Here is a 25,136-nt window from a genome sequence, read left to right as displayed (position 1 = left end):
TATGGCACGCAAAGGACTCATTCTGGCGGGCGGCTCTGGCACTCGCCTGCACCCCGCCACATTGTCGGTATCGAAGCAACTGTTGCCGGTGTACGACAAACCGATGATCTACTACCCGCTCAGTACGCTGCTGCTGGCCGGTATTCGTGACATCCTGATCATCTCGACGCCACAGGACACGCCGCGCTTCGAACAGTTGTTGGGTGATGGTAGCCGTTGGGGCATCAACCTTTCGTATGCCGTGCAGGCTAGCCCCGACGGGTTGGCCCAGGCGTTCACCATCGGCGCAGATTTCCTCGGCAACGCCGCGTCCGCCTTGGTGCTGGGTGACAACATTTTCTATGGTCACGACTTCCAGGCGCTGCTTCTGAGCGCTGACCAGCGGCAGACCGGGGCTTCGGTCTTTGCATATCACGTCCAGGACCCGGAGCGTTACGGGGTGGCGGAGTTCGACGGCAGCGGGCGCGTGTTGTCGATTGAGGAAAAGCCGAAGGTCCCCAAGTCCAACTATGCGGTCACCGGCCTTTATTTCTACGACAACCAGGTCGTCGACCTGGCCAGGCAACTGAAGCCTTCGGCACGGGGCGAGCTGGAAATCACCGACCTCAACAACTTGTATCTCCAGCAGCAGCAACTGCAGGTCGAGATCATGGGGCGTGGTTATGCGTGGCTGGATACCGGTACCCACGACAGCTTGCTGGATGCCAGCCAATACATTGCCACCATGGAGCGGCGCCAGGGCCTCAAGGTCGCTTGCCCTGAAGAGATTTGCTATCGCGCGGGCTGGATCAACGCTGAACAGCTTGAGCGCCTTGCCCAGCCGTTGCTGAAAAACGGTTACGGCCAGTACCTGAAGAACCTGCTTGAAGTGAAGGTATTTTGATGCACGCTATTTCGTTGGCCATCCCTGAAGTCTTCCTGTTTACCCCAAAGGTTTTCGGTGATGAGCGTGGCTTTTTCTACGAGAGTTTCAATGCGCGCGTGTTCAATGAAGTGACTGGCCTGCAGCCAGGCTTCGTTCAGGACAACCATTCCCGCTCGGTGAAGGGCGTGCTGCGCGGGCTGCATTACCAGCTGCCGCCCCACGCCCAAGGCAAGCTGGTGCGTGTGGTACAGGGTGAAGTGTTCGATGTGGCGGTGGATATCCGCCGTAGCTCACCCACTTTTGGCAAATGGGTCGGTGCGGTGTTGTCGTCGCAAAACCATAACCAGTTGTGGATTCCACCGGGTTTCGCCCACGGCTTCGTGACGTTGAGTGAGACTGCCGAGTTTGTCTACAAGACCACCGACTTCTACTCGGCCCAGAGCGAACGTTGCATTGCCTGGGATGATCAGCAAATTGCCATCGACTGGCCGATAGACTTCCAGCCCACGCTGTCTGCCAAGGACCAGCTCGGCAAGGCGCTGGCGCAGGCCGACCTGTTCGACTGACGGTACCTGCGGGGAAGGGGCGGTGAACGTGCATTGCTCTGGTGGCCTGCGTATGATGGCGAGCTGCCATGAACCGCTTGCCAAGCGCAGCGCCCCGCAGCCGTGGCTTTTGCTGTGCACGGCACTGCTGCAATTGGTGACACCGGTCGTGGCAGAAATTCGCAGCTGAGCCGGGAAAAGAAATTGTTTCAGAAAAGGGCGATTTCCATCAGCTGCAGCATTTTTATAATTAAATTCGCATAGGATATGTGATGAAGAACGCCGTTTGCCTGAGGACGCTAGATGTCGATTGATGTATCACTAGAGTCCCCGGCTCAACGCTTTGGAAGTCTGGTCAATACCTACCTGTTGCCATTGGGCTGGTTTTTCATCCTTACAGGGATGTTCTGGGCCTGGGACCGTACTACCTACCACAAGCTTTTCTACATTTTTCTTGCCCTGCCCACGCTTGGGATGTTGATCGCACAGCGTAAATGGTTCAAACCTCTCGTTTGTAACCCACTGTTCCTGGCGTTCCTGGCCTTCAGTGCCTACACCCTGTTGAGCATCGCCTGGTCCGACACGGAAAACTCCGTTGGCAGCTTGCTCAAGCGGCCACTGTACATAGCAATGTTGCTGTTCGCTGCCGGTATCATCAGCCTGCGTTCTCCAGGGCAGCTGGAGCAATGCACGCGTCTGGCAGCTATCTTCGCAGCGCTTGCGGCAGGCGTTTCACTGGCTTACTTCCTCTACCTGAACCCTTCTTTTACGGGTAGACGTTTGGTAGGTTATGGCGCGCTGTACAACCCTTTACTCACCGCCCATTTGTTTGGCGCATTCGCCGCGTTCTGGTTGGCGTCCTGGTTCCAGGCACGTAGCGCGCTCAGCCCATTGCCGCTGGTTTGCCTGGCGATCTTGGGGCTGGCGGTTCTCGCAACCGGCTCACGCACGCCATTGATTGGCCTGGCGGCTGCTTTGGGTTGGCTCCTGGTCGTTGGCGACCGCAGGCGTGGGCTCATGGCCGTTGGGATGATTGTGCTTGCGTTGATTGGCGTTGCACTGGCGTATCCCGAAGCCGTCACTCAGCGTGGTGTATCTTTCCGTCCGGCTATCTGGTTGGAATCACTGCGCCAGATCAGTGAGCATCCATGGTTAGGGCATGGTTTCGACTCACCCATGACGGTGATTATCCCGGGGCTTGGAAGAACACTTGCCGATCCGCATAACATAGAGTTAGGCGTGCTATACGCCGGAGGGATCGTAGGCTTGGCCTTGTGGATGGCGATTTACGGCGTGGCCATGTACTTCTGCTGGGCTTACCGTAAACACCCCGGTGTTACCCTTGCGGCAACCTGGCTGATCTTCGGCTTCGCCTCGGGCTTGACTGAAGGCAGTGCCTTCATGTCACGCCCGAAGGAGCATTGGTTCCTGATCTGGATCCCGATGGCCCTGGTCTATGGGCAGTCACTGGTCCACTGGAAGCGTAGCCGCGCGGCTTAAGCCCAGGCCATCCGCCACATACCGCGCAGGGTCTTCTTGTTCCAGTACCTGAGCGGGATTTCCGAAAGGATTTCCCGGCTCAGTGCCTTGTCGCGGTTGGCGTACTTCAGCACCATGGAGTTACGGAACTTCATGCACACCTGCTCGTACTGCGGGTGGTCGCTGAACACGGCAAAGGTACGCAACACGTTATCCACCATGAAGCGGCCGTTCTTGAAGGTGTTGGTCGGGTGGTCACGGTACTGCGCCAGCACCTCGCCCAGCACGTCGATGAAGTAACCGGCACGTGCGATCGACAGCTCGATATACACGTCTTCCAGGCGGATATCGGCATTGAAGCCGCCCACTTTTTCCAGCGCCTCGCGGCGCAGCATCAATGTGGCTGCCATGGGGCCAGGCTTGCGGTCGAGGAACAGGTCGTCGAAGTCCAGGCGGCGGAAGGGCAGGTTACGGTTGCGCTGCTCGCGGGCGCCCATCACCTTGCCATCCTGGTCGATGGTTTCGATGTTGGCCGAGCAGATGCCCACTTCAGGTTTGCCGTTCATGTACTCCACCTGGGTGGCGATACGGTGCGGCAGCATGATGTCGTCGGAGCCGAAAGGCACGATCAGGTCGCCCTTGGCGCGAGCGATCGCGTCGTTGAGGGTGCGTGCCAGGCCTTGGTTGGCCTGGAAGCGCAGGTCGAAGCCGTACTGCTCCTGAAGGCGCTTGAGCACTGCAGGGCTGTCGTCCTTGGAGCCGTCATCGATCACCAGAAGCTCGATGTTCTTGTAGGTCTGGTTGATGACGCTGGTGATGCTTGCTTCGATGTAACGCGCGTGGTTGTACGACGCGATTATCACTGTCACCAACGGAGTGTCAGTAACCTCGTGACTCTCAGAACTCATGTGAAATCCCTAGCTTTGATCCGTTTGTATGAAGCTTTTGTGCAGGCTACCTGCTTGCTCTTGTCTGAATTGATGGCAATTCAGTGGCTCTGGCAGGTATTTCCCATTCTAAAGGAAGGGGCATCGCAGGGATACGGTACGCACGGCGCAGGTCACCCAGTCTTCTGCATCCGGCCAGACCGACTCAGGCGAACTGGGTAGCGATGGCGCTCTACCAACAACTTTCGAGTACGCCACGGGTGAAGATCTCGCGGCGCTTCAGGCGCCCGATTTCCTCATGCTTGGCAAGCGCGTACACCCGGTTGAAGGCAGCACGTTGCACATCAGGGAAGTACTCGGCCAGTGCGCATTCAACCACAGCATCGTAGGCCGCTTCGGTTATGTAGCGGTAAATTTCCCGGTAGTAGAAAAAGCCGAACTGAAAGCCCAGGGTTTCGCTGAAGAAATTGCTCGGCTCGGAGAAGCTGTTCTCCAGGTCGATGGCCTGTGCTTTGCCTTGTTGCGGGAGCATCACGTTGGCGGCCCACAGGTCCATGTGGGTGACCCCTCGGCAGTGCAGGGCATGCAACAGTTCGAAGGCGGCCTCGATTACCTGGTGCACCGCTTCGGGCGCCCTGCGGACTCTTGCCAACCCGTCCTCGTGGCCACTGAGCAATTCGGTGATAAGAATGAAGTCCTGCATCAGGCCGAACCTGGAGCGGCTGTAACCGTAGCCAACCAGCCTTGGCACCCGTGCACCGCGGCGGCCTGCTTCGCGCGTATTGATCAGTTCCTCGAGAGACCAGTCGTACAAGCCGTTGCGCTTGGGCCTTCCGCGTTGCATGCGCAGTTTCTTTTTCAGCGAGTCGAGTTTTTCGCGCTTGGTGAACAACTGGCTCTGCACGCAAGCGAGCGGGGCGCTGACCCGCTTGGCGCTGGCGCTTTGCTCGATCAACTGTTCCAGGGCTTGTCGGGTGTGAGGGGCAATGGGGCCCTGAAGGTGCAGGGTGGTGTCGCGATACCGCAGGGTATGAGGATATTCGTCTTGCCAGATCTGGGTGTCGCCGACCACGCTTCGTCCTTGTAATATCAAAAAGCCACATCTCAATGGATCCAATCTTACAGATTTTTCACATTTTTCCTACAATTTATTGACGGTCGCTAACTTAATCGTATGGTATGGGGCCGCATCGGCGGCCCCTCTGGCTCAAGCCCTGGGCGCCTTTTGCGCACTCTGTGCAACGGCAAAATCTGCAAGCGCCTGCACGATCCGCCCACACGCCTTCCCATCGCCATACGGGTTATGCGCCACACTCATCTCCCGATAAGCCCCCTCATCCGTCAGCAACCTGGCCAGTTCCCCCGTAATGGAACCAACCTCCGTACCCACCAGTTTCACCGTCCCCGCTGCCACCGCCTCTGGCCGCTCCGTGGTATCGCGCATCACCAGCACCGGTTTGCCCAGTGCCGGCGCTTCCTCCTGAATGCCCCCCGAGTCGGTCAAAATTACGTACGCACGGCTCATCAGGTACACGAACGGCAGGTAATCCAGCGGTTCGATCAGGTGGATATTCCCCACATCCGCCAGCAGCCGGTTGACCGGCTCGCGCACGTTGGGGTTGAGGTGCACGGGGTACAGCACATCCACATCGGGGAACTGGCGCGCCGTCTGTACCAGCGCCTGGCAGATGCGTTCGAAGCCACCGCCAAAGTTCTCGCGGCGGTGGCCTGTTACCAGCACCATGCGGCGGTTGGCAGCCAGGTAATCGAACTGGCGCTCGAACTGCGCCCTCAACGCCGGGCTCTGCAGTTTGTGCACCACTTCCAGCAGGGCGTCGATCACGGTATTGCCTGTGGTGAAAATGCTCGCCGGGTCGGTGCCTTCCCTTAGCAGGTTGTCACGCGAGGTGGCGGTGGGGGCGAAGTGCAGGGCGGCCAGGGTGCCGGTCAGGCGCCGGTTGCCTTCCTCTGGCCAGGGTGAATACAGGTTGTTGGTGCGCAGGCCGGCTTCTACGTGGGCGATGGGGATTTGCTGGTAATAGGCTGCCAGGCTGGTGGCAAACGTGGTCGCGGTGTCGCCATGCACCAGCACCACATCGGGCTTGAATTCGGCCAGTACCGGCTGGATACCCTGCAAGATGCCCGTGGTCACGCCGGTCAGGTCCTGGCCGGGTTTCATGATGTCCAAGTCGTAATCGGGGGTGATGCCGAACAGTTCCAGCACCTGGTCGAGCATTTGCCGGTGCTGGCCGGTGACGCACACGCGGGACTCGAAGCGGGCGTCCTGGGCTAGGTGCAGGGCAAGGGGGGCCATCTTGATGGCTTCGGGACGGGTGCCGAATACGGTGAGGGTCTTGAGGGGCACGGCGGTGATCCTCTTGCTGGACGAGGCAGTACGGGTGGGCCGAAGGGGCTGGTAGACGCGCGAAAGGCTGGCCTGGTGGACGGGCTGGATGCGAGGGCAAGCGGCGGGAGGGTGGAGGCATGCGGCTTGGGTCCTTCAAGCAAACGGCAGTCCATTGCTCAAAATCTAGCAGTTGCTTCCTGTGATGCCAGTTGGATAGGTGTTTGCCTGGTTGGAGAGTGCGGTAGTTCGTGCTCAGGCCTTGTTCACCGGGGGTTGTAGGAATGTGGGCGGGTTTGGCTGTGAATGCGGCATCGGACCAACGGGTATTCGGCTACAGGCCATGGTGCATGGCGCAAATGTTCGCGGGCCTGGGTGGCGGCGGGGGAAGGCCGTTGTTTTTTGGGTTGGCGAAGTTGGCTGGGTGATTGATCGATTTGGTTACCATTCGCCGATGATGGTGGCTGTTTCGGTGTGGGGTTTGCCGCTAGGGTTGATTGCGCGGCCGAAGGAAAACGGCTGCTGGAAAATGACCAACCCAGGAGTGTTCACCATGCGTAACAACGTTCTGTCGTACTTGCTGTTGCCGCTGTTCGCCAGCCTGTCCTTTTCCCTTAGCGCTGCCCCGGCCAGCACCACGGCGGTGGCCGAGCCGGTGCCGGTGGTAAGCCAGCAGCAGGGCCAGCAGCCGCAGCGGCTGGATTTGAACACGGCTGATGCGCTTACCTTGCAGAAGGAGCTGAACGGAATAGGCAAGGCCAAGGCCGAGGCGATAGTGGCCTACCGGGAGGCCAATGGGCCATTTGCTTCGGTGGATGAGCTGCTGGAGATCAAGGGGATTGGTAATGCGTTGCTGGAGCGTAACCGGGACAAGGTGATGGTGGAGTAAGGGGGGAAGGGCTGGGGTTTGTGTCCTGGCCCTGACTTTTATCAAGATTCAATTGAGAAAACTGAATTCGAAAGCGGTCCGCGTACCCTGCGGGAGCAACTGTCTTGCCCCATCAGGTTGCCTCATAGCCTGTAGGAGCATGTCTGGAAGTTGGTGCTGACAATGTGGGAGCGGCTTTAGCCGCGAAGAACCCAACGCGGTGCATGGCACCGGCTGCGCCGGTATTCGCGGCTAAAGCCGCTCCCACAGGGGCCCCGCTGAGTCAATGAGTTATGTGCAACTCTATGAACGCGGCTTTGCGACGCTGGCGCGCTAGCGGTCCTGCGCATCCTTGGCATCCGCTTCGGCATTGCGCTCATGCACCTTGCGCAGCTGTTCTTCGGTCAGTGGCAGTTTTTTTGCCGTATCGCGCAGCAGCATCAGCCCGCCGACGATCGAGCCGAGGGCTATGATGAGTATCAGCCAGGCATACCAGGGCATTGTCGTTCTCCTTTGCTGGTGATGGGCAGCGCTTGTACAAATGTTGAGCAATTGCCCGTTCCGTTGGTTCAATTATAGGAGCCAGCCGCTGCCGGGCCAATTCCGTGACCCGCGGGCCCCAAAGCCTGCGTCACTTCGTTTACAATGCGCGCCGTTTTCGACTTGCCAAGAGACCCTGCCCATGTCCGCCTGCCAGACGCCCCTGATCGTCGCCCTGGATTTCCCTACCCGTGAGGCCGCCCTGAAGCTGGCTGACCAGCTTGACCCTGCGCTGTGCCGGGTGAAGGTTGGCAAGGAGCTGTTCACCAGCAGCGCTTCGGGCATTGTCGAAACCCTGTGCGACAAGGGCTTCGAAGTGTTCCTGGACCTCAAGTTCCACGACATCCCCAACACCACCGCCATGGCGGTGAAGGCTGCGGCCGAGATGGGTGTGTGGATGGTGAACGTGCATTGCTCCGGTGGCCTGCGCATGATGGCGGCCTGCCGCGAAGAGCTGGCCAAGCGTAGCGGCCCACAGCCGTTGCTGATTGGCGTGACCGTGCTGACCAGCATGGAGCGTGAAGACCTGGCCGGCATCGGTCTGGATGTCGACCCGCAAGAGCAGGTGCTGCGCCTGGCCGCGCTGGCCGAGAAGGCTGGCATGGACGGTTTGGTGTGCTCGGCGCTGGAGGCCCCGGCGCTGAAGGCTGCGCACCCTTCGCTGCAACTGGTGACCCCGGGCATTCGCCCGGCGGGCAGTGCGCAGGATGACCAGCGCCGTATCCTCACCCCGCGCCAGGCACTGGATGCCGGTTCGGACTACCTGGTGATCGGCCGCCCGATCAGCCAGGCCGCCAACCCGGCGCAAGCGCTGGCTGCGGTAGTCGCTGAAATACGCGGCTGAACCTGACCAATGAAAAAGGGCTGCGAATGCAGCCCTTTTTCATTTTTGTGGCGTGATATCAGCCTTGAGCTGTCGACCAGTCGATCCAGCCGAACTGCCAGGTAGCCAGAATCAATAAACCGAAGACGATGCGATACCAGGCGAACGTCGCGTAGCTGTGGTTGGCGATGAACTTGAGCAGCGCACGCACGGCGATCATGGCGAAGATGAACGAGGTCACGAAGCCGATGGCAAACACCGGCAGGTCGCCGGGCTGGAACAGGTCGCGGTACTTGTAGCCCGAATACACCGCCGCACCGACCATCGTCGGCATCGCCAGAAAGAACGAGAATTCGGTCGCCGCCTTGCGCGACAGGCCGAACAGCAGGCCGCCGATAATGGTCGAGCCGGAGCGCGAAGTGCCCGGGATCATCGCCAGGCACTGGACGAAGCCGATCTTCAAGGCATGGGTCCAGCGCATGTCATCGACATGGTCGACCGCCACACGGTGGGTACGGCGTTCGGCCCAGAGCATGATCACCCCGCCAACCACCAGGGCCGTTGCCACGGTGATCGGGTTGAACAGGTAGTGGTGAATCAGGTCGGCGAACAGCACGCCCAGCACCACCGCCGGCATGAATGCCAACAGCAGGTTGCCAGTGAAGCGCCGTGCCGTAGGCTGGCTGCTCAGGCCGAACACCACTTCCAGGATCTTGCCGCGAAACTCCCACACTACTGCCAGGATCGCTGCCAGTTGGATGATGATGTTGAATGCAATCGCGCGTTCACCGCCGAAATCGATCAAATCGGCAACGATGATCTGGTGCCCGGTACTGGAGATTGGTAGAAACTCCGTGAGCCCTTCAACCACTCCCAGGATGAGTGCCTGGAAGGCAGTCCATAAATCCATTGATCCCCCGTTAGAGCCGTGCTGCTTGCCAGGCCCATGCTCTTGATTTAGCTGTGATTGCCGATTGAGGCAGCGAAGATGTTGGTGCGGGGGCGGATGCTACCAGAGCGACGTTGCGAAGACTTGTGTGGGGTTGCCGGCTTCGAGGAAGGTTTCCAGGCCTGCGGTTAGGATTGGGGAGGGGGTGTACTTTTTCATAGTGAAAATCCAGTGCGTGACGAGGAGAAACCACCCGGATCTTTCTCACGGACAAGGGTGGCAGCCATTGCGCGGGGTGAGAAACCGGTGCACTGACGCCGGCCAAGCCGAAGCCTGCCCGCGAATGGCTGCCATTGAACAGTGGAGCAGCAGTGCATAACAGGTTCTCACACCCGGTCACCAACATGGCGACCCGGTGAAGTTATCCCTGAGGGATTTCCCCGACAATTCAGCTGCTTCCGACCGCTGCGTAGGATAGTTCGCTTGCTGCTTCAAGCTGAAGCGGTGGGGGCAAGGTTCAGGAAAGTCTGACGCGCTGCGAACGCGGTGCTGCAGTTATCGCCGGGGCCGCTGTGCGGCCCAATCGCCGGCAAGCCAGCTCCCACAGGTATAGCGTCGGGCTCAAGGGTGGCGCTGTACCTGTGGGAGCTGGCTTGCCGGCGATGAGGCCAGTATTGGCTACCTCAATCTCAAACCTTCAGCACCAACTTGCCAAAGTTCTCCCCGCTGAACAGCTTCAGCAGTGTCTCGGGGAAGGTCTCCAGCCCTTCCACCACATCTTCCTTGCTCTTCACCTGCCCGCTGGCCAGCCACCCGGCAATCTCCAGTGCGGCCTTGCCGTAGTCCTTGGTGTAATCCATCACCACAAAGCCTTCCATGCGCGCGCGGTTCACCAGCAGCGACAGGTAGTTGGCCGGGCCTTTCACTGCTTCCTTGTTGTTGTACTGGCTGATCGCGCCGCAAATCACGATGCGTGCCTTGAAGTTGATGCGGGTCAGCACGGCATCGAGGATGTCGCCGCCGACGTTGTCGAAGTACACATCCACGCCTTTGGGGCATTCGCGCTTCAGGCCGGCCAGCACGTCTTCGGCCTTGTAGTCGATCACCCCGTCAAAGCCCAGTTCGTCCTTCAGGTACTGGCACTTCTCGGCGCCGCCGGCAATGCCGACCACGCGGCAGCCTTTGATCTTGGCAATCTGCCCGACAATGCTGCCCACCGCGCCGGCTGCGCCAGAAATGACCACGGTGTCACCGGCCTTGGGCTGGCCGACGTCCAGCAGGGCGAAATAGGCGGTCATGCCAGTCATGCCCAGCGCCGACAGGTAGCGGGGCAGGGGCGCCAGGTTGGGGTCGATCTTGTGCAGGCCCTGGGGTTCGCCAGTGAAATAGTCCTGCACGCCAAGTGCACCGCTTACATGGTCGCCCGGCTTGTAGGCGGGGTGGTTGGAGGCGACAACCTCGCCAACACCCAGCGCGCGCATCACCTGGCCCAAGGCCACGGGCGGAATGTAGGACTTGCCTTCGTTCATCCAGCCGCGCATGGCCGGGTCCAGCGACAGGTACAGGTTGCGCACCAGCACCTGGCCTTCGCCGGGTTGTTCGGCGGGCACGGTCTCGAAGCTGAAGTCGTCACGGCGCACGGCGCCGACCGGGCGTTTGGCGAGCAGGAAGCGGCGGTTGGTGTTGGTCATGGCGGGTCCTTGTGGGCAGTGGAAGGGGGAGACGTCAAATCTACCCTGTTGATGTAGGCAGGTCCTTAACATCACTGACAAGCATGGTAGCCCAACCGGTGGGGTTATGATGCTGCCCGGCCGGGTGGTGGCTGACTATGCTCTGAACCCCACCAAGCACCCTTTGGAGCACGCGATGAGCATGACCTTTTCCGGCCAGGTAGCCCTGGTCACCGGCGGCGCTGCCGGCATCGGCCGGGCGACCGCCCTGGCTTTCGCCCGGGAGGGCTTGAAGGTGGTGGTGGCCGACCTCGACCCGGCCGGTGGCGAGGCCACTGTGGCACTGATCCACGCGGCGGGCGGGGAGGCGCTGTTCATTGCCTGCGACGTTACCCGTGATGCCGAAGTGCGCCAACTGCACGAGCGCCTGATCGCCGCCTATGGCCGGCTGGACTATGCCTACAACAACGCAGGTATCGAGATCGAGCAGGGCCGCCTGGCCGAAGGCAGCGAGGCGGAGTTCGATGCCATCATGGGCGTCAACGTGAAGGGTGTATGGCTGTGCATGAAGTACCAGCTGCCGTTGCTGTTGGCCCAGGGCGGTGGGGCCATCGTCAATACCGCCTCGGTGGCGGGCTTGGGTGCGGCGCCGAAGATGAGCATCTACAGCGCCTCCAAGCACGCGGTGATCGGCCTGACCAAGTCGGCGGCCATCGAGTACGCCAAGAAGGGCATCCGGGTGAATGCGGTGTGCCCGGCGGTGATCGACACCGACATGTTCCGCCGCGCCTATGAGGCCGACCCACGCAAGGCCGAGTTTGCCGCTGCCATGCATCCGGTGGGGCGTATTGGCAAGGTCGAGGAAATTGCCAGCGCCGTGCTGTACTTGTGCAGCGACGGCGCGGCGTTTACCACAGGGCATTGCCTGACAGTGGATGGTGGGGCTACGGCGATCTGATCTGATATCGGTGTGGCCTTCTTCGCGGGTAAACCCGCTCCCACAGGTACCCCACTGCTCTCGGGGCCGGTGATATCTCTGTGGGAGCGGGTTTACCCGCGAAGAGGCCCTTGCAGGCCACCACAAAGGCTAGCGCGAACCCTGTGGGAGCGGGCAGGCCCGCGAAGAGGCCCTGGCAGACCACCACAATGCCAGCCCAACCAGCAAACACCCCACCACCAGCACCCCACCAAACACCAGCAACGCCAACCGCGACCCCAGCCGGTCACTCAGCAAGCCGGTAAAGATCACCGGCAGGCTGAACCCCAGGTACGCCAGTAGAAAGAACCCGGCACTGGCCCGTGTCTTCTCGCTGCCGGCCAACTGGTTCACCGCTGCCAGCCCGCCCAGGTAGATAAACCCGTAGCACGCACTACTGGCCGCCACCGCACCCAGCAATACCGCGCCCAGCTGGCCGCTGTCCGCGCCCCAGGCCAGCACGGCATAGCTGCAGGGCAATATCACCAGCCCCAGCAAGGTGGCCGTACGGCTGCTGAGGCGTCGTGCCATGGGCTGGAACAACAACCCGCAGCTGATCACGCAAAAGGTCGAAAACCCCGACCAGGCGCTAAGCCCATGCTGGCGCAGGATGCCCGGCAGCAGGGCAATCACCAGCCCCACGCAGGCCCACGCCAGCAGAATGGCCAGGCCATAGGCCACGCTGCCACGCGGGTAGCAGGGCAGGCGCAGCATGGGGTTGCGTTGTGCCGGGCGTGGGTCGGGCAGGCGCCATGCCAGCAACATGGCCAGCGCCGCCAGCAGCAGTTGCAGGTGGAAGCTGCCCGGGGTCAGGCTGGGGCCGCGCAACAGGAACAGGCTGGTCAGCGCCGCGCCCAGGCCAAAGCCCAGCGAGGTGCTGGCGGTGACCCAGTTGGCGGCGCGGGTGTTGTCCAAGCCGCCCATCAGTTCTCCCATGTAGGCGGTGGCCGTGGCCGAAGCCAGGCCGGTACCCAACCCAAGGAACAGCCGCGCCAGGCCCAGGGTTTGCAGGCTGGGGGCCAGCAGCATCAGTACGGTGGCGACCATCGACAGGGCCAGTGCGGCAAGCACCAATGGCCTGCGCCCGACCCTGTCGGCCAGCCCGCCCAGGGCCAGCAGCACGGGTAGCACGCCGAGCACATAGCCGGAGAAGGCCACTGCGGTGGCGGCAGCGCCTTGGCCGGAGAGGTCGGCGTAGGTGATGTACAGCGGGGCCTGCAGGTTGACGGCCAGGGTGATCAGGCAGAGGGCGAAGGCCAGGCGGGCCGGGGCGGTGGGCATGGTAGGGGTCCTGGTTCTGTAGTGTCTGTACTGGCCCTTTCGCGGGTGAACCCGCTCCCACAGGTACGACACCGCTCTCGGGTTGGGTGCGATCCCTGTGGGAGCGGGTTCACCCGCGAAAGGGCCGGGCCTGCCAACTCTGATGCCTGCCCATTCCCCTCACCAGACACACCGCCAACCCTTTTATGCTTAACTGTTCGCTCAAAACCAGCGAACACTTGCCTCATGCACTTCCCACTCGACCGCACCAGCACCACCCCGCTGGTACAGCAACTCACCGACCACCTGCAAACCTGGATCGACCAGCAACGCCTGCGCCCCGGCGCACGCCTGCCGTCGATCCGGGCCTTGGCACGCAGCCAGGGCGTAAGTGCGTCGTGTGTGATCGAAGCCTACGACCGCCTGGTCGCCAGCGGCTGGCTGGAGGCCCGCCACGGCACCGGCTTTTTCGTCGCCGAGCGCAAACCCGGCCTGGCCGTGGAAGACGCCCAACCCTGGGGCGAGGCCGGGGACGGCAGCTGGCGGCAGTTCTGCGAGGGCCATGACGAATTGCTCAAGCTGGGCTGCGGCTGGTTGCCCAGCAGCTGGCGCGCCGCCACCGAACTGGCCCAGGCAGTGCGCCAGGTCAGCCGCGGCAACCCACAGGACCTGTTCGACTACTGCCCACCCCTGGGCCTGGCCAGCCTGCGCCAGCAGCTGCACAAGCGCCTGGCGCAGCTGGGCATCGCCGCCGGGCCCGAACGTATCCTCACCACCCACGGCGCCAGCCACGGCCTTGACCTGCTGGTGCGCACCCTGTTGCGCCCAGGCGACACGGTGCTGGTGGAACACCCCGGCTACTACAATCTGTACAACCTGCTTCGCCAGCACCAGGTGCACATGCTGCCGGTGCCGCGCACCGCCGAAGGCCCCGACCTGGCCACCCTCGAAGCCCTGCTGGCGGCGCACAAGCCGCGCTGCCTGTTCATCAACAGCCTCTACCACAACCCCACCGGGACCAGCTTGACGCCCAAGGTGGCCTACCGCCTGCTGGAGTTGGCCCGCGAGCACGATCTGCGCATCATCGAGGACGATATCTACGCCGACTTCCAGGAAGGCCCGGCCACCCGCCTGGCCACCCTCGACAGTGAACAGCGGGTAATCTACATGGCCAGTTTCTCCAAAACCCTCAGCAGCTCGCTGCGGGTCGGCTACCTGGTCGCCGACCCGGCATTGCTGGCGCGCCTGGCCGAGTTGAAGATGGTCAGCGGCATCGGCACCTCGCGCTTTGCCGAGCAGGTGGTGGGGCAGATGCTGGCCAACGGCAGCTACCGCAAGAGCGTGCAGCGCCTGCGTGTGCGCCTGGGGCAGCACATGGCCAGGCTGCTCGGCCAGCTGGAACAGGCGGGCTGGCAGGTGTTCTGCGAGCCCTACGGCGGCATGTTCGTCTGGGCCTGCGTGCCAGGCCGGGATTTCGCCAGCCTGGAGCGCCTGGCCCTGGAACACGATGTGCTGCTCACCCCCGGCAGCGCCTTCGATTACCAGGGCGCTGCCAGCGCCTGGCTGCGCATCAATGTCGCCTACGGGCAGGACTCCCGCGCCCAGGCCTTCCTTCAGCACGCAGGGCGACCTCTGCCAAGCTGATAGCGACACGCTCATAGCTATTTGACACCATTCTGACGCCAGGCCCTTGTTCATCGGCTGGCAACGTTGCCACCCTTGGCCTTCGGGATAACCTCGCACGCAGAAGGGGAATCGGCATGGGCGCGAGCAAGCACGGTGTGCTGGCCAACCTGGGCATGGCCCGCAAACTTGGCCTGGGCTTTGCCCTGGTGCTGGTGCTGACCCTGGCGGTGGCGGCCATTGGCATTGCCGCGCTACACAGCGTTGGCCAGCGCTTCGACAGTTTGCGCCAGTTGGCCCAGTTCAATACCGACCTGCTGCGCTTGCGCCAGCACGAGCAGGCCTTTGCCCTGCGCTCCGACCTGCAGCAAGCCGAGGCCTTGCGCAGTGGCCTGCAGGGCCTGGCCGAGCGCGCCCGTGGCCTGCCGGCGCTGGCGGCGGCAGAAACCGACCTGGCGGCTTATGGCCAGGCGTTCGAAGCCTTTGTCGAGGCGGTGCAGGCCAAGGAGCTGGCGCTGGACATGGCCAGCTGGTCGGTGTCCAGCGTGGCCAACAACCTCGACGTACTGCAGGCCGGCCTGGCCGATGATGGCGTGTACACCCTCAAACAGTCCCAGGGCCAGCAAGGCGGTGCATTCCTCGAGCAGGCCGCGCAGGTGGCGCAGGTGTCGCGGCTGATGCTGCAGGCCATGGACGAAGCGCGGGTACGCCTGGAAAAAAGCCGCAAGGGCGAAGAGGGCGTCAGCCAGGAGCGCATCGCCCAGACTGTCGAGGCCGCCAGCCTGGTCAGCCAGTTACAGGGGGCGGTCAGCGATGCCGGCTACCAGAGCGTGCTGGGCGAAGTGGCGGGGCACATTGGCAGCTTCTCGGAAAAACTCAACGAATACACTGACCAGCTGGCCCGCGAGCAGGGCTTGAAGGCGCAGTTGCAGGCCAGTGCCGAGCAAGCCACCAGTCGGGTCGACCAGGCCTACCTGGGGCAGGAACAGGCCCTGCAGAGCGAACTGCAACGCAATGCCGTGGCCATCGGCCTGGCCACGGCATTGGCGCTGCTGGTGGGAGTGCTGGCCGCCTGGCTGATCACCCGCGCTGTGGTCGGGCCGCTCAAGCATGTGATTGCCCGCGCCCAGCGCATTGCTGCCGGCGAGCTGAGCTTTGACGCCCAGGCGCCACGCCGTGACGAAGTAGGGCAGTTGATGCAGGCCATGCAGCAGATGGCGGCGGGCCTGTCGGGCATTGTCAGCGGCTTGCAGCAAGGCATCGAGCAACTGGCTGGCAATGCGCAGGCGCTGTCGGCGGTGACCGAGCAGACCAACCGCGAGGTAGGCAGCCAGAAGGAAGAGACCGAGCAGGTGGCCACCGCCATGCAGCAGATGACCGCCACTGTGCACGATGTGGCGCGTAATGCCGAAGAGGCGGCGCAGGCGGCCCAGGCGGCGGACGAGAAGGTTGATTCCGGCCAGCAGGTGGTGCGCCAGAGCATGCAGCGCATCGAGCAGCTGGCGGCGGCGGCGGAGACGGCCAGCGCCGGTATCGACAGCCTCAGTGCCGAGATCCACACCATTGGCGATGTGCTGGAAGTGATCAAGAGCGTGGCCGAGCAGACCAACCTGCTGGCGCTGAATGCGGCTATCGAAGCCGCCAGGGCGGGTGAGCAGGGGCGTGGCTTTGCCGTGGTCGCTGATGAGGTGCGTGCGCTGGCGCGGCGTACCCGGCAGTCTACCGAGCAGATCGAGACCTTGGTCGCCAGCCTGCGCGGCAATGCCCAGCAGTCGGTGGCCCAGATTCGCGGCAGTACCGAGCTGGTGCGGTTGGCGGTGGCTGATGCGCTGCAGACCGAAAGCGCGCTGGGCAGCATTGCCGCGGCGGTGTCATTGATCCAGCAGATGAACCAGCAGATTGCCGCGGCGGCCGAGCAGCAGAGCTCGGTGGCGGAAGAGATCAGCCGCAGCGTCACGCAGATTCGTGGCAGTGCCGATCAGGCGGCGTTGGCGATGCAGGACAATGCCCGGTCGAGTATCGAGCTGGCGCAGTTGGGCACCGACCTGAAGGGGATGGTGGGGCATTTCAGGTTGTGATCCGGGCCTGGGCTTTGTGTTGCCTGTACCGGCCTCTTCGCGGGTGAACCCGCTCCCACAGGTACCCCACTGCCTTCAGGTCCAGTGAAGCAGCCTTGTACTGCGAAGGGGCCAGCAATGCTACAGAACACCTTCTGTCATACCGGCCTCTTCGCGGGCACGCCCGCTCCCACAGGGAACACACAGCCTTCAGCCCTGTGGTATTCCTGTGGGAGCGGGTTTACCCGCGAAGAGGCCGGCACAGGCAACAAATATCTTCAGGCCCTGCGCGGGTTGAGGATCATCAAGGCCAGCACCCCCGCGACAATCCCCCAGAACGCCGAGCCGATCGAGAACAAGGTCAGCCCCGAAGCGGTAACCATGAAGGTAATCACCGCCGCCTCTCGCTCACGCGCTTCGCTCATGGCCACGGTCAGCCCGTTCATGATCGAGCCGAACAGCGCCAGCGCCGCAATCGACAGCACCAGCTCTTTCGGCAGCGCCGCGAACAGCGCCGCCAGGGTCGCGCCGAACACCCCGGCAATGCCATAGAAAATCCCGCACCACACCGCCGCGGTGTAACGCTTGGCCGGGTCTTCATGGGCATGCGGCCCGGTGCAGATCGCCGCGCTGATCGCTGCCAGGTTGACCCCGTGCGAGCCAAACGGCGCCAGCAGCAGCGAGGCAAAACCGGTAGCCGAAATCAGCGGCGAGGCCGGCACCTGGTAGCCGTCTGCGCGCAGCACGGCCACACCCGGCATGTTCTGCGAGGTCATCGCCACCACGAACAGCGGAATGCCAATGCTGATGGTCGCCGCCAACGAGAAGCTTGGCGTGGTCCACACCGGTGTGGCCGCTTCCAGGTGGAAGCCGCTGAAGTCCAGCAGCCCCAGGGCGCCGGACAGCGCCGTGCCCACCAGCAGCGCGGCCAGTACGCAGTAACGCGGCGACAGGCGCTTGACCAGCAGGTAGCTGAAGAACATGCCCAGTACCAGCAAGGTGCGGTGCTGGGCGGCAACGAATATTTCGCTGCCGATCTTGAACAGGATGCCCGCCAGCAGCGCCGAGGCCAGCGAGGCCGGGATGCGTTTGACCAGGCGCTCGAAGCTGCCGGTCAGGCCACAGATCAGCACCAGCACGGCACAGGTGATGTAGGCGCCGATCGCCTCGCCATAGCTGACCCCGCCCAGGCTGGTGATCAGCAAGGCGGCACCGGGGGTGGACCAGGCCACGGTGATCGGTGTGCGGTAACGCAGCGACAGGCCGATGCTGCACACCGCCATGCCAATCGACAACGCCCAGATCCATGAGGAAATCTGCGCGCTGGTCAGCCCGGCTGCCTGGCCGGCCTGAAACATCAGCACCAGCGAGCTGGTATAGCCGGTGAGCATGGCGATGAAGCCGGCGACCACCGCCGATGGGGAGCTGTCTGCCAGGGGCCGCAGGCGTGCGGAAGTGGCATCGGTCATGAACAAAATCCTTGTAAAGGTGTAAGCAGTTTTTTCAGACTACAGCGAGCAAGGTTGATCCTTGCCATACAGCGGCCATTGCTTTTAGCCGTACAGTCGCCAACTATTGGGCGCAAATGCAGAACTGCTTGGGAGTGGAAGGGCGATGTACAAGGTCTATGGCGACTACCAGTCGGGCAACTGTTACAAGATCAAGCTGATGTTGAGCCTGCTGGGCCGGCCGTACGAATGGCACCCGGTGGACATCCTCAAGGGCGAGACCGAAACGCCCGAGTTCCTGGCGATGAACCCCAACGGCAAGGTGCCAGTGCTGGAGCTGGAAGACGGCAGCTACCTGTGGGAGTCCAATGCCATTCTCAACTTCCTGGCCGATGGCAGTGAGTTCCTGCCCACCGAGCCGCGCCTGCGCACCCAGGTGTTGCAGTGGCAGTTCTTCGAGCAGTACAGCCATGAGCCGTACATTGCCGTGGCGCGTTTCATCCAGTTCTACCTGGGGTTGCCGGATGAGCGCCTGGAGGAGTACCGCAAGCTGCACAAGGGCGGTTACAAGGCGTTGAGGGTGATGGAGCGGCAGCTGCAGATGACGCCGTACCTGGTCGGCGAGCAGTATTCGATTGCCGATGTGGCGTTGTACGCCTACACCCATGTGGCGCAGCAGGGCGGGTTCGACCTTGCCGACTACCCGGCGGTGCGGGCGTGGCTGGAGCGGGTCAGCAGCCACCCACGGCATGTGCCGATGGTGGGCTAGTTTCTAGCCTGTGCCGGCCTCTTCGCGGGTGAACCCGCTCCCACAGGGATATCACTGGACCTGAGGTCAGCGGGGTACCTGTGGGAGCTGGCTTGCCGGCGATAGGGCCAGTACAGGAAATCTACAAACTGTCAGGCCGAAGCGAACCGCTCATCCAGATAGGCAATGATCGCCTTGGACTCATACATCCAGGTCACCTTGCCCGCTTCTTCGATGCGCAGGCACGGCACTTTCACCCGGCCGCCACCTTCCTGCAGGGCCTGGCGGTGCACCGGGTTGTTCTTGGCATCGCGCAGCGCCACCGGCACGTTCAAACGGTGCAGGGTGCGGCGTGTCTTGACGCAGAACGGGCAGGCGTGGAACTGGTACAGCGCCAGGCCCTGGGCCGCTTGCTCGACGCGGGCCTGGGCGGCGGCGTCGCGCTTGCGCTTGGCCGGGCGGCTGATCCAGTCGCCGAACACGATGAGCTGGCCGAGGCCAACCCGCAGGGCTTTGACGATCATGGGCAACTCCTGAAATGAAAAAGCCGACCCGGCAGGGTCGGCTCGGGGTCAGCAGCCAATCACTTGATCAGGCTGAGGAACTCGCTGCGGGTGGCGGCGTTTTCGCGGAACTCACCCAGCATCACCGAGGTGATCATGGTCGAGTTCTGCTTCTCGACACCGCGCATCATCATGCACATGTGCTTGGCTTCGATGACCACGGCAACGCCGGCGGCACCGGTTACCTGCTGCACGGCCTCGGCAACCTGGCGGCTGAGGTTTTCCTGGATCTGCAGGCGGCGGGCGTACATGTCGACGATGCGCGCCACCTTCGACAGGCCCAGTACCTTGCCCTTGGGCAGGTAGGCCACGTGCGCCTTGCCGATGAACGGCAGCATGTGATGTTCGCACATCGAATACAGCTCGATGTCCCGGACCAGCACCATTTCGCTGTTGTCAGAGCTGAACAGCGCGTTGTTGGTGACTTCTTCCAGTGTTTGCTCATAACCGCGGCAAAGGTACTTCATCGCCTTTGCAGCCCGCTTGGGCGTGTCGAGCAGGCCCTCACGGGAGACGTCCTCGCCAATCTGGCTGAGGATCTCGGTGTAGTTCTGTTCCAGGGACATGGATCTACCTGTGGGAAAAAATCGCAAAAACGAAGGGTACGGCGGTGAGGGCGGCGCTGCAAGCGCGGCGTTACTCGTCGCGGCCTTCGAGCATGGTTCGCTTGAGCATCACATACACCGCGCCGGTGCCGCCGTGGCGGGCGTTGCACGAGGCAAAACCGAGCACCTGCGGGTGCTGGCGCAGCCAGGTGTTGACGTGGCTCTTGATCATCGGGCGCTTGCCGTCCAGGCGCGCGGCCTTGCCGTGGGTCACCCGCACGCAGCGCACTTCCAGTTTGGTGGCTTCGGCGATGAAGTCCCACAGGGTTTCGCGGGCCTTTTCCACGGTCATGCCGTGCAGGTCGAGGCTGCCCTCGAACGGGATCTGCCCCAGCTTCAGCTTGCGCAGCTGGCCTTCCTGCACGCCATCGCGGCGCCACATCAGCTCGTCTTCGGCACCAACGTCGATGACGAACTGGTCGGACATGCCGTCGATCACCAGCGCCTTGTCACTGCGCACCGTCGCCGCCTGGCGCAGGCCGGCCAGCTTCTGGCGGTCGGCCTTGGGCTTGCCGACTTCGGCGCGGTCGTGGCGGATCGGTTTGACACCGCGCACTTCGGCCTTGAACAGGGAAAAATCGTCGTCTTGCATGATGCCTCCACGTGGGCGGCGTAGTTTACGCGACTGTGGGGCCTTGTGCAGCCTGTGCCGGCCCTTTCGCGGGTGAACCCGCTCCCACAGGGATATCACCGGACCGGAGGGCAGTGGGGGCCCTGTGGGAGCGGGTTTACCCGCGAAGAGGCCCGCACAGGCGACAAAAAATTATCAGTCGTGTTTTTTCATCAGGTGCGGCGACAGGTTCAGTTCCCGCCCGCGGCGCAGGCGAATGCGGCTGCGCCGCCAGAAGCGCACGCCCAGCCACAGCAGCAGCAAGCCGGCCACGGTGAGGATGCCGGCCAGCGGTTTGTTGGCATTGAGCTCCGCCAGGGCAGGGTAGTTGCCCAGCAGGCCGGCGACGCCGGCCATCGCCAGCAGCACGCCCAGGGTCGCCAGCATGGCCGACAGGCCGGCCGCCAGGCGGGCGCCCCAGTTACGCGGTTCGCGCGGGCGCAGGCGCTTGGCGTCGAAACTGCCTTTGAGCTTCATTCCGCTCTCCTCTGTGGATATCCGGAATTGGACCTGGGGTCACCCATCGGGTTCCGCCCGGCTGCCGGGCGGTTGCCTGGCTGATCAGATCAGGCTGGCGGTGGGGGCCACGCAAGCGAAGTTGTCGGCCATCACGGCCATTTCGCACTGGTGGATCTGCGCGGCCGGGATCACCCCATCCTTGAATGCCAGGTCGCGGGTAGCCGAAGCGTCTTCCACCAGGGTGCAGCGGTAACCATAGTCCTTGGCGCGGCGTACCGTGGTGCTGACGCTGGAGTGGCTCATGAAGCCGCAGACGATCAGGTCCAGGTGGCCCAGCGCCTGCAGGGTTTCATGCAGCTGGGTGTTCTTGAATGCGTTGGGCATGCGCTTTTCGATGACGATTTCGCCTTCCAGCGGCTCCAGCCCCGGAATGAACTGGCCGGCCGGCCCTTGTGGGTCGAAGCGGCCACCGACAGTGCCCAGGTGGCGGACGTGGATGATCGGACGGCCGCTCTTGCGCGCGGCGTCGAGCAACCTGGCGATGTTGGCCACGGCCTCGTCCATGCCCGACAGCGCCAGGGGCCCGCTGAGGTACTCCTTTTGCGCATCGATGATGATCAGGCTGGCGTGGCTCAGCTTGGCCGGCGGGTAATCGCGGCCAGTGAGGCGAAACATCGTGGTTGGAACGGACATCAAGGGCTCCTTGGATAGGGCTTTTGTATACCTATTCTCCCCTGCCTTGGCGCCAATGGGAATGGTTGACAACGCAAGCGGCATGGTTACTGGCTTGTGGCTAGCCATTGGGCAAGGCAAAGGAACAAATGTGCGGGTGGGGCTGTTAGACTTTTGTCCGGTCTGAATTAGGAGTACCCCGTGATCACATCCCGCCTGCGCACGCTGCGCGACTACATCCGCTGGGCGGTCAGCCGCTTCCACGAGCACGACCTGTTCTTCGGCCATGGTGCCGACAACGCCTGGGACGAGGCCCGCCTGCTGGTTCTGGGGGCGGTGCACCTGCCGTGGGAGGTGGCCGACAGCTACCTGGACTGCATGCTCGAGGACGACGAGCGGGTACGCCTGCAGCACCTGCTCAAGCGCCGTATCGAAGAGCGCGTGCCGGCCGCCTACCTGTTGGGCGAAGCCTGGTTCTGCGGCATGTCGTTCATCGTCGACGAGCGCGTGCTGGTGCCGCGTTCGCCGATTGGCGAGCTGATCGAGAAACGCTTCGAGCCGTGGCTGGCGAGCGAGCCGGCGCGCATTCTCGACCTGTGCACCGGTTCTGGCTGCATCGGCATCGTTGCCGCCGACGTCTTCCCCGAGGCCGAGGTAGTGCTGGCCGACCTGTCGTTCGAAGCGCTTGAAGTGGCCAACCAGAACATCGAACGTCACGGCCTGGACGGGCGCGTGTATACCGTGCAAGGCGACGGTTTTGGCGGTTTGCCGGGGCAGCGTTTCGATCTGATCCTGTCCAACCCGCCGTATGTCGATGCCGAGGACTTCGACGACATGCCGGCCGAGTACCACCACGAGCCGGAGTTGGGCCTGGCCTGCGGCAACGATGGCCTGGACCTGGTGCGGCGCATGCTGGCCGAAGCGGCGGACCACCTGACCGACAAGGGCTTGCTGGTTGTCGAGGTGGGCAACAGCCAGGTGCATGTCGAGGCGCTGTACCCTGAGGTGGACTTTGCCTGGCTGGAATTCGAGCGCGGCGGGCACGGGGTGTTCATGCTGACTGCCGAGCAGTGCCGCCAGCATCAGGAACTGTTCAAGGCCCGGGTCTGATTTCATGGCCTCTTCGCGGGTAAACCCGCTCCCACAGGTATGGCGTTGCCCTTAGGTGCGACGCAGTTCCTGTGGGAGCGGGCAAGCCCGCGAAGCAGGCGACGCGGCGTCAGCGCGTGGCAATCCAGATCAGCAACCCCGCCTGGAACACCGCAAACGCCACCAGGCAGGTAATGGTAAAGCGCAGCCCACTGTCTTCACGCTGGTACTTGGCTACCCGCTCATCCCGCTCACGCAGTTGCCCTTCCTTCTCTTGCAATTGCTGGTCAGCCTGCTGCAGCAGGCCGGCAGCATCCAGTATCTCCACTCGCTGCAAGCGCTCGCTGTTCCACGCGCCCTTGAGCTGGCCCACCGTCATTTCCACGGTACGGCCCTTGAGGTGCTGGCTGTCCTCGTATTCCACCTCGATCCCCACCCCGCGCAGGCAGTGGTCACGACGCAGGCGTGAGTCTTCGTTCAGCGCATCCTTGCTCGGCAGCGCCATGCCCTCGATCCGGTAGTGCGACCACTTGCGCTGCAGCCACTGCGCGGCCTGGGCCAGCAGGAAACGGCCCAGGCCACGGTTCAAAGGTTCCAGTTGCAGGCCATGTTCATCGCCAATGCGCACCAGGCGCGTGGCGTGGTCGACGCGTATGTCCAGGCGGTTCTTTTCCTTGTGTACCTTCTGCCCGGGCAGCTGGACTTCCATGCGCAACAGGCTGTGGGCCTGGTCATGGCGCTCGGCATAGCCGAACTGCACAAAGCGCAGCGGCCGCGCGCCGGTGTTGCGGTCGGTGGGCAGGGCGGCCAGGCGCAACAGCTGGAAATGTTCGACGGCCAGCTCGGCCCAGGGCAGGGCGGCGGTTTCCTCGGGCTCTTCGGCCGGCTCTACGGCGGCGGGGGCGGTTGTCATCAGGGCTTGTCCTTGGATACGAGCATGCGGCAGGGGCTGCTGTGCAGCCCATCGCCGGCAAGCCAGCTCCTACAGGGACCGCATGGCATTCAGGCCTGTGGTATTCCTGTGGGAGCTGGCTTGCCGGCGATGGGGCGCGCCAGCGGCCCCAATGTTCCGCTGATACCGAAATTATCGGCCGTACCGGCCAAGACCTGAGGCTCAGGCAGAAGGCAAATGCTGAATAAACGTCACAATCTGCTCGCCAAGCTCCCTGGCCAGCGGCAGTTCAGGGTTGAGGTAGCTTTCGCGCTGCTGGCTCATCGCCTTGGGGCTGATGCGCAGCATGTGGTTCATGCCATCGATCAGCACCAGTTGGGCGTCCGGCTTGGCCGCCTTCAGCCGTTCGGCGTCGACCACGCTCACTTGCACATCGTTGCGCCCCTGCACGATCAACGCGGGCATGGGCAGCCGGGCAAAGGCCGCCGCCGGGTTCTGCTGGAACAGCGAAATCAGGTAGGGCTGCACGCTGGGGCGGAACACCTGGCGCAGCGGCGCCGGTACCTCCAGGCTGGTCTGTCCGGCCTGCAGGCGGTCGAGCAGGGCACTGCCGCCGGCCAGTTGCGCCGGCGGCAGGCGCTGGGCCAGTTGCTCGCGCAGCACCTCGGCCAGCGGCCGACCGCTGCCGGCCAGGGTAATCACCGCGCTGGCGCCGGCCTGCTCGGCGGCCAGGCTGGCGATCAGCGCGCCTTCGCTGTGGCCGATCAGGATCAACGGGCCGAAGCGTGGGTCGGCCTTGAGCTTGTGGCTCCAGGCGACCACGTCGGCCACGTAGCGATCCACGCTGAGGTCACGCTCGTCGGGCGTGGCCGGCTGGCTGGCGGCCACCCCGCGCTTGTCGTAACGCACGCTGGCGATGTGCTCGCTGGCCAGCAGCAGGGCCAGGCGCTTGAGGTTGTCGACCCGGCCTGACGCCGGGTTGTTGCCGTCACGGTCGGTGGGGCCGGAGCCGGCGATGATCAGCACCACCGGCGGCGGGGTGGCCTGTTGCGGCAGCAGCAGGCTGCCGTGCAGCACGCCCTGGCCGGTGTCGAGGTCGATCGGGCGCTGCAGCACAGTGGGGGCGGCGGCCTGGGCCAGGCTGGTACACAGGAGGAAGAAGAGGGCGACGAGGCGCGACATCATGCGGTACTACTTGGGGAGATGAAGGTTTGACCCAGTGTG

At 63.2% G+C, this 25,136-nt stretch carries 25 protein-coding genes and 1 pseudogene; 11 read left to right on the top strand and 15 right to left on the bottom strand.

Going from position 1 to position 25,136, the window contains the following annotated elements; translation table 11 throughout:
- Position 1 precedes the first annotated feature (1 nt).
- The 4 genes and pseudogenes from rfbA (at position 2) to J5M58_RS16845 (ending at position 2,910) form a co-directional block, all read left to right on the top strand.
- Positions 2-883: a glucose-1-phosphate thymidylyltransferase RfbA gene (gene rfbA, locus J5M58_RS16860; protein ID WP_112251810.1), complete on the top strand. Its 882-nt coding sequence runs from the start codon at positions 2-4 to the stop codon at positions 881-883.
- Positions 883-1,431, top strand: a complete 549-nt coding sequence (gene rfbC, locus J5M58_RS16855; RefSeq protein WP_112251811.1) for a dTDP-4-dehydrorhamnose 3,5-epimerase — start codon at positions 883-885, stop codon at positions 1,429-1,431. Before rfbA ends, rfbC begins: the two co-directional genes overlap by 1 nt.
- 22 nt (positions 1,432-1,453) lie before the next feature.
- Positions 1,454-1,543: pseudogene (locus J5M58_RS16850) on the top strand (orotidine-5'-phosphate decarboxylase); the annotation flags it as partial.
- A gap of 170 nt (positions 1,544-1,713) precedes the next feature.
- Positions 1,714-2,910 (top strand): O-antigen ligase, encoded by a 1,197-nt coding sequence (locus J5M58_RS16845; RefSeq protein WP_133970682.1) that lies wholly within the window; start codon positions 1,714-1,716, stop codon positions 2,908-2,910.
- Here the strand turns inward: J5M58_RS16845 and J5M58_RS16840 are convergent.
- The 3 genes from J5M58_RS16840 to wecB form a co-directional block, all read right to left on the bottom strand.
- Positions 2,907-3,797, bottom strand: a complete 891-nt coding sequence (locus tag J5M58_RS16840) for a glycosyltransferase (protein WP_112251813.1) — start codon at positions 3,795-3,797, stop codon at positions 2,907-2,909. The two genes, J5M58_RS16845 and J5M58_RS16840, sit on opposite strands and share 4 nt — an antisense overlap.
- 211 nt (positions 3,798-4,008) lie before the next feature.
- Positions 4,009-4,848, bottom strand: coding sequence for a lipopolysaccharide kinase InaA family protein (locus J5M58_RS16835; RefSeq protein WP_207878784.1), 840 nt, complete (start codon positions 4,846-4,848; stop codon positions 4,009-4,011).
- Positions 4,849-4,983: 135 nt separating this feature from the next.
- Positions 4,984-6,141, bottom strand: a complete 1,158-nt coding sequence (gene wecB / locus J5M58_RS16830) for a non-hydrolyzing UDP-N-acetylglucosamine 2-epimerase (RefSeq protein ID WP_207878782.1) — start codon at positions 6,139-6,141, stop codon at positions 4,984-4,986.
- Positions 6,142-6,673: 532 nt separating this feature from the next.
- Between wecB and J5M58_RS16825 the strand changes: the two genes are divergently transcribed.
- A complete protein-coding gene (locus J5M58_RS16825; protein WP_196176916.1) occupies positions 6,674-7,009 on the top strand; it encodes a ComEA family DNA-binding protein in 336 nt (111 codons plus the stop codon).
- A gap of 312 nt (positions 7,010-7,321) precedes the next feature.
- Here the strand turns inward: J5M58_RS16825 and J5M58_RS16820 are convergent, their stop codons facing one another.
- The gene (locus J5M58_RS16820; RefSeq protein WP_010952850.1) at positions 7,322-7,489 is read right to left on the bottom strand and encodes a DUF2897 family protein; all 168 of its coding nucleotides are present in this window, start codon (positions 7,487-7,489) and stop codon (positions 7,322-7,324) included.
- A 181-nt stretch (positions 7,490-7,670) separates the two neighbouring features.
- Between J5M58_RS16820 and pyrF the strand changes: the two genes are divergently transcribed.
- The gene (pyrF, locus tag J5M58_RS16815; protein ID WP_021783074.1) at positions 7,671-8,372 is read left to right on the top strand and encodes an orotidine-5'-phosphate decarboxylase; all 702 of its coding nucleotides are present in this window, start codon (positions 7,671-7,673) and stop codon (positions 8,370-8,372) included.
- A gap of 58 nt (positions 8,373-8,430) precedes the next feature.
- Here the strand turns inward: pyrF and J5M58_RS16810 are convergent, their stop codons facing one another.
- Positions 8,431-9,261, bottom strand: a complete 831-nt coding sequence (locus J5M58_RS16810) for an undecaprenyl-diphosphate phosphatase (RefSeq protein ID WP_103462879.1) — start codon at positions 9,259-9,261, stop codon at positions 8,431-8,433.
- Positions 9,262-9,929: 668 nt separating this feature from the next.
- The gene (locus J5M58_RS16805) at positions 9,930-10,931 is read right to left on the bottom strand and encodes an NADP-dependent oxidoreductase (protein ID WP_112251817.1); all 1,002 of its coding nucleotides are present in this window, start codon (positions 10,929-10,931) and stop codon (positions 9,930-9,932) included.
- 175 nt (positions 10,932-11,106) lie between these two features.
- Here J5M58_RS16805 and J5M58_RS16800 point away from each other — a divergent pair, with 175 nt between their 5' ends.
- Positions 11,107-11,868, top strand: a complete 762-nt coding sequence (locus J5M58_RS16800) for an SDR family oxidoreductase (protein WP_112251873.1) — start codon at positions 11,107-11,109, stop codon at positions 11,866-11,868.
- 129 nt (positions 11,869-11,997) lie between these two features.
- Here J5M58_RS16800 and J5M58_RS16795 read toward each other — a convergent pair whose 3' ends face one another.
- Entirely contained in the window at positions 11,998-13,167 is a 1,170-nt protein-coding gene (locus J5M58_RS16795) for an MFS transporter (RefSeq protein ID WP_112251818.1), read from the bottom strand.
- Positions 13,168-13,392: 225 nt separating this feature from the next.
- Between J5M58_RS16795 and J5M58_RS16790 the strand changes: the two genes are divergently transcribed.
- Together J5M58_RS16790 and J5M58_RS16785 are read left to right on the top strand one after the other, a co-directional pair.
- Positions 13,393-14,790: a PLP-dependent aminotransferase family protein gene (locus J5M58_RS16790; RefSeq protein WP_207878780.1), complete on the top strand. Its 1,398-nt coding sequence runs from the start codon at positions 13,393-13,395 to the stop codon at positions 14,788-14,790.
- Positions 14,791-14,906: 116 nt separating this feature from the next.
- Positions 14,907-16,847 carry a methyl-accepting chemotaxis protein gene (locus J5M58_RS16785; RefSeq protein WP_207878778.1) on the top strand — a complete coding sequence of 647 codons (1,941 nt, stop codon included), beginning with the start codon at positions 14,907-14,909 and terminating at the stop codon, positions 16,845-16,847.
- A 257-nt stretch (positions 16,848-17,104) separates the two neighbouring features.
- On the opposite strand, the gene J5M58_RS16780 is transcribed toward J5M58_RS16785, so the two are convergent.
- Positions 17,105-18,295 (bottom strand): benzoate/H(+) symporter BenE family transporter, encoded by a 1,191-nt coding sequence (locus J5M58_RS16780; protein WP_103462873.1) that lies wholly within the window; start codon positions 18,293-18,295, stop codon positions 17,105-17,107.
- A gap of 145 nt (positions 18,296-18,440) precedes the next feature.
- Between J5M58_RS16780 and J5M58_RS16775 the strand changes: the two genes are divergently transcribed.
- The gene (locus J5M58_RS16775) at positions 18,441-19,043 is read left to right on the top strand and encodes a glutathione S-transferase family protein (RefSeq protein ID WP_103462872.1); all 603 of its coding nucleotides are present in this window, start codon (positions 18,441-18,443) and stop codon (positions 19,041-19,043) included.
- A gap of 131 nt (positions 19,044-19,174) precedes the next feature.
- Here the strand turns inward: J5M58_RS16775 and J5M58_RS16770 are convergent, their stop codons facing one another.
- The 5 genes from J5M58_RS16770 to J5M58_RS16750 all read right to left on the bottom strand — a co-directional run bounded on the left by J5M58_RS16770 (position 19,175) and on the right by J5M58_RS16750 (position 21,952).
- Positions 19,175-19,546 carry a glutaredoxin gene (locus tag J5M58_RS16770; RefSeq protein WP_112251822.1) on the bottom strand — a complete coding sequence of 124 codons (372 nt, stop codon included), beginning with the start codon at positions 19,544-19,546 and terminating at the stop codon, positions 19,175-19,177.
- A gap of 59 nt (positions 19,547-19,605) precedes the next feature.
- Positions 19,606-20,151, bottom strand: coding sequence for a GTP cyclohydrolase I FolE (folE, locus tag J5M58_RS16765; protein WP_013971502.1), 546 nt, complete (start codon positions 20,149-20,151; stop codon positions 19,606-19,608).
- Positions 20,152-20,221: 70 nt separating this feature from the next.
- Positions 20,222-20,782 carry a Smr/MutS family protein gene (locus tag J5M58_RS16760; RefSeq protein WP_103462871.1) on the bottom strand — a complete coding sequence of 187 codons (561 nt, stop codon included), beginning with the start codon at positions 20,780-20,782 and terminating at the stop codon, positions 20,222-20,224.
- Positions 20,783-20,956: 174 nt separating this feature from the next.
- Positions 20,957-21,277, bottom strand: a complete 321-nt coding sequence (locus J5M58_RS16755; protein WP_024086500.1) for a hypothetical protein — start codon at positions 21,275-21,277, stop codon at positions 20,957-20,959.
- Positions 21,278-21,361: 84 nt separating this feature from the next.
- Positions 21,362-21,952, bottom strand: coding sequence for a cysteine hydrolase family protein (locus J5M58_RS16750; protein WP_025338152.1), 591 nt, complete (start codon positions 21,950-21,952; stop codon positions 21,362-21,364).
- 180 nt (positions 21,953-22,132) lie between these two features.
- Here J5M58_RS16750 and prmB point away from each other — a divergent pair, with 180 nt between their 5' ends.
- Positions 22,133-23,041, top strand: coding sequence for a 50S ribosomal protein L3 N(5)-glutamine methyltransferase (gene prmB, locus J5M58_RS16745; RefSeq protein ID WP_112251824.1), 909 nt, complete (start codon positions 22,133-22,135; stop codon positions 23,039-23,041).
- 109 nt (positions 23,042-23,150) lie between these two features.
- On the opposite strand, the gene J5M58_RS16740 is transcribed toward prmB, so the two are convergent.
- The gene (locus tag J5M58_RS16740) at positions 23,151-23,933 is read right to left on the bottom strand and encodes a hypothetical protein (protein ID WP_207878776.1); all 783 of its coding nucleotides are present in this window, start codon (positions 23,931-23,933) and stop codon (positions 23,151-23,153) included.
- A gap of 201 nt (positions 23,934-24,134) precedes the next feature.
- On the bottom strand, positions 24,135-25,097 hold the full coding sequence (locus J5M58_RS16735) for an alpha/beta hydrolase (RefSeq protein ID WP_112251826.1): 963 nt from the start codon (positions 25,095-25,097) through the stop codon (positions 24,135-24,137).
- Positions 25,098-25,136 lie beyond the last annotated feature (39 nt).

This window comes from Pseudomonas sp. 32_A, from assembly GCF_017490905.1.
In the GTDB taxonomy this organism is placed as follows: domain Bacteria; phylum Pseudomonadota; class Gammaproteobacteria; order Pseudomonadales; family Pseudomonadaceae; genus Aquipseudomonas; species Aquipseudomonas inefficax.
Note: the sequence above shows the minus strand (reverse complement) of the source record. Positions and strands in the feature narration are given on the sequence as shown.

Excerpts from the sequence above, each read along its gene's own strand:
- rfbA (WP_112251810.1), top strand. The coding sequence starts at position 2 with ATGGCACGCAAAGGACTCATTCTGGCGGGCGGCTCTGGCACTCGCCTG.
- rfbC (WP_112251811.1), top strand. The coding sequence starts at position 883 with ATGCACGCTATTTCGTTGGCCATCCCTGAAGTCTTCCTGTTTACCCCA.
- J5M58_RS16845 (WP_133970682.1), top strand. The coding sequence starts at position 1,714 with ATGTCGATTGATGTATCACTAGAGTCCCCGGCTCAACGCTTTGGAAGT.
- J5M58_RS16840 (WP_112251813.1), bottom strand. The coding sequence starts at position 3,797 with ATGAGTTCTGAGAGTCACGAGGTTACTGACACTCCGTTGGTGACAGTG.
- J5M58_RS16825 (WP_196176916.1), top strand. The coding sequence starts at position 6,674 with ATGCGTAACAACGTTCTGTCGTACTTGCTGTTGCCGCTGTTCGCCAGC.
- J5M58_RS16820 (WP_010952850.1), bottom strand. The coding sequence starts at position 7,489 with ATGCCCTGGTATGCCTGGCTGATACTCATCATAGCCCTCGGCTCGATC.
- pyrF (WP_021783074.1), top strand. The coding sequence starts at position 7,671 with ATGTCCGCCTGCCAGACGCCCCTGATCGTCGCCCTGGATTTCCCTACC.
- J5M58_RS16810 (WP_103462879.1), bottom strand. The coding sequence starts at position 9,261 with ATGGATTTATGGACTGCCTTCCAGGCACTCATCCTGGGAGTGGTTGAA.
- J5M58_RS16805 (WP_112251817.1), bottom strand. The coding sequence starts at position 10,931 with ATGACCAACACCAACCGCCGCTTCCTGCTCGCCAAACGCCCGGTCGGC.
- J5M58_RS16800 (WP_112251873.1), top strand. The coding sequence starts at position 11,107 with ATGAGCATGACCTTTTCCGGCCAGGTAGCCCTGGTCACCGGCGGCGCT.
- J5M58_RS16795 (WP_112251818.1), bottom strand. The coding sequence starts at position 13,167 with ATGCCCACCGCCCCGGCCCGCCTGGCCTTCGCCCTCTGCCTGATCACC.
- J5M58_RS16790 (WP_207878780.1), top strand. The coding sequence starts at position 13,393 with ATGCACTTCCCACTCGACCGCACCAGCACCACCCCGCTGGTACAGCAA.
- J5M58_RS16785 (WP_207878778.1), top strand. The coding sequence starts at position 14,907 with ATGGGCGCGAGCAAGCACGGTGTGCTGGCCAACCTGGGCATGGCCCGC.
- J5M58_RS16780 (WP_103462873.1), bottom strand. The coding sequence starts at position 18,295 with ATGACCGATGCCACTTCCGCACGCCTGCGGCCCCTGGCAGACAGCTCC.
- J5M58_RS16775 (WP_103462872.1), top strand. The coding sequence starts at position 18,441 with ATGTACAAGGTCTATGGCGACTACCAGTCGGGCAACTGTTACAAGATC.
- J5M58_RS16770 (WP_112251822.1), bottom strand. The coding sequence starts at position 19,546 with ATGATCGTCAAAGCCCTGCGGGTTGGCCTCGGCCAGCTCATCGTGTTC.
- folE (WP_013971502.1), bottom strand. The coding sequence starts at position 20,151 with ATGTCCCTGGAACAGAACTACACCGAGATCCTCAGCCAGATTGGCGAG.
- J5M58_RS16760 (WP_103462871.1), bottom strand. The coding sequence starts at position 20,782 with ATGCAAGACGACGATTTTTCCCTGTTCAAGGCCGAAGTGCGCGGTGTC.
- J5M58_RS16755 (WP_024086500.1), bottom strand. The coding sequence starts at position 21,277 with ATGAAGCTCAAAGGCAGTTTCGACGCCAAGCGCCTGCGCCCGCGCGAA.
- J5M58_RS16750 (WP_025338152.1), bottom strand. The coding sequence starts at position 21,952 with ATGTCCGTTCCAACCACGATGTTTCGCCTCACTGGCCGCGATTACCCG.
- J5M58_RS16740 (WP_207878776.1), bottom strand. The coding sequence starts at position 23,933 with ATGACAACCGCCCCCGCCGCCGTAGAGCCGGCCGAAGAGCCCGAGGAA.
- J5M58_RS16735 (WP_112251826.1), bottom strand. The coding sequence starts at position 25,097 with ATGATGTCGCGCCTCGTCGCCCTCTTCTTCCTCCTGTGTACCAGCCTG.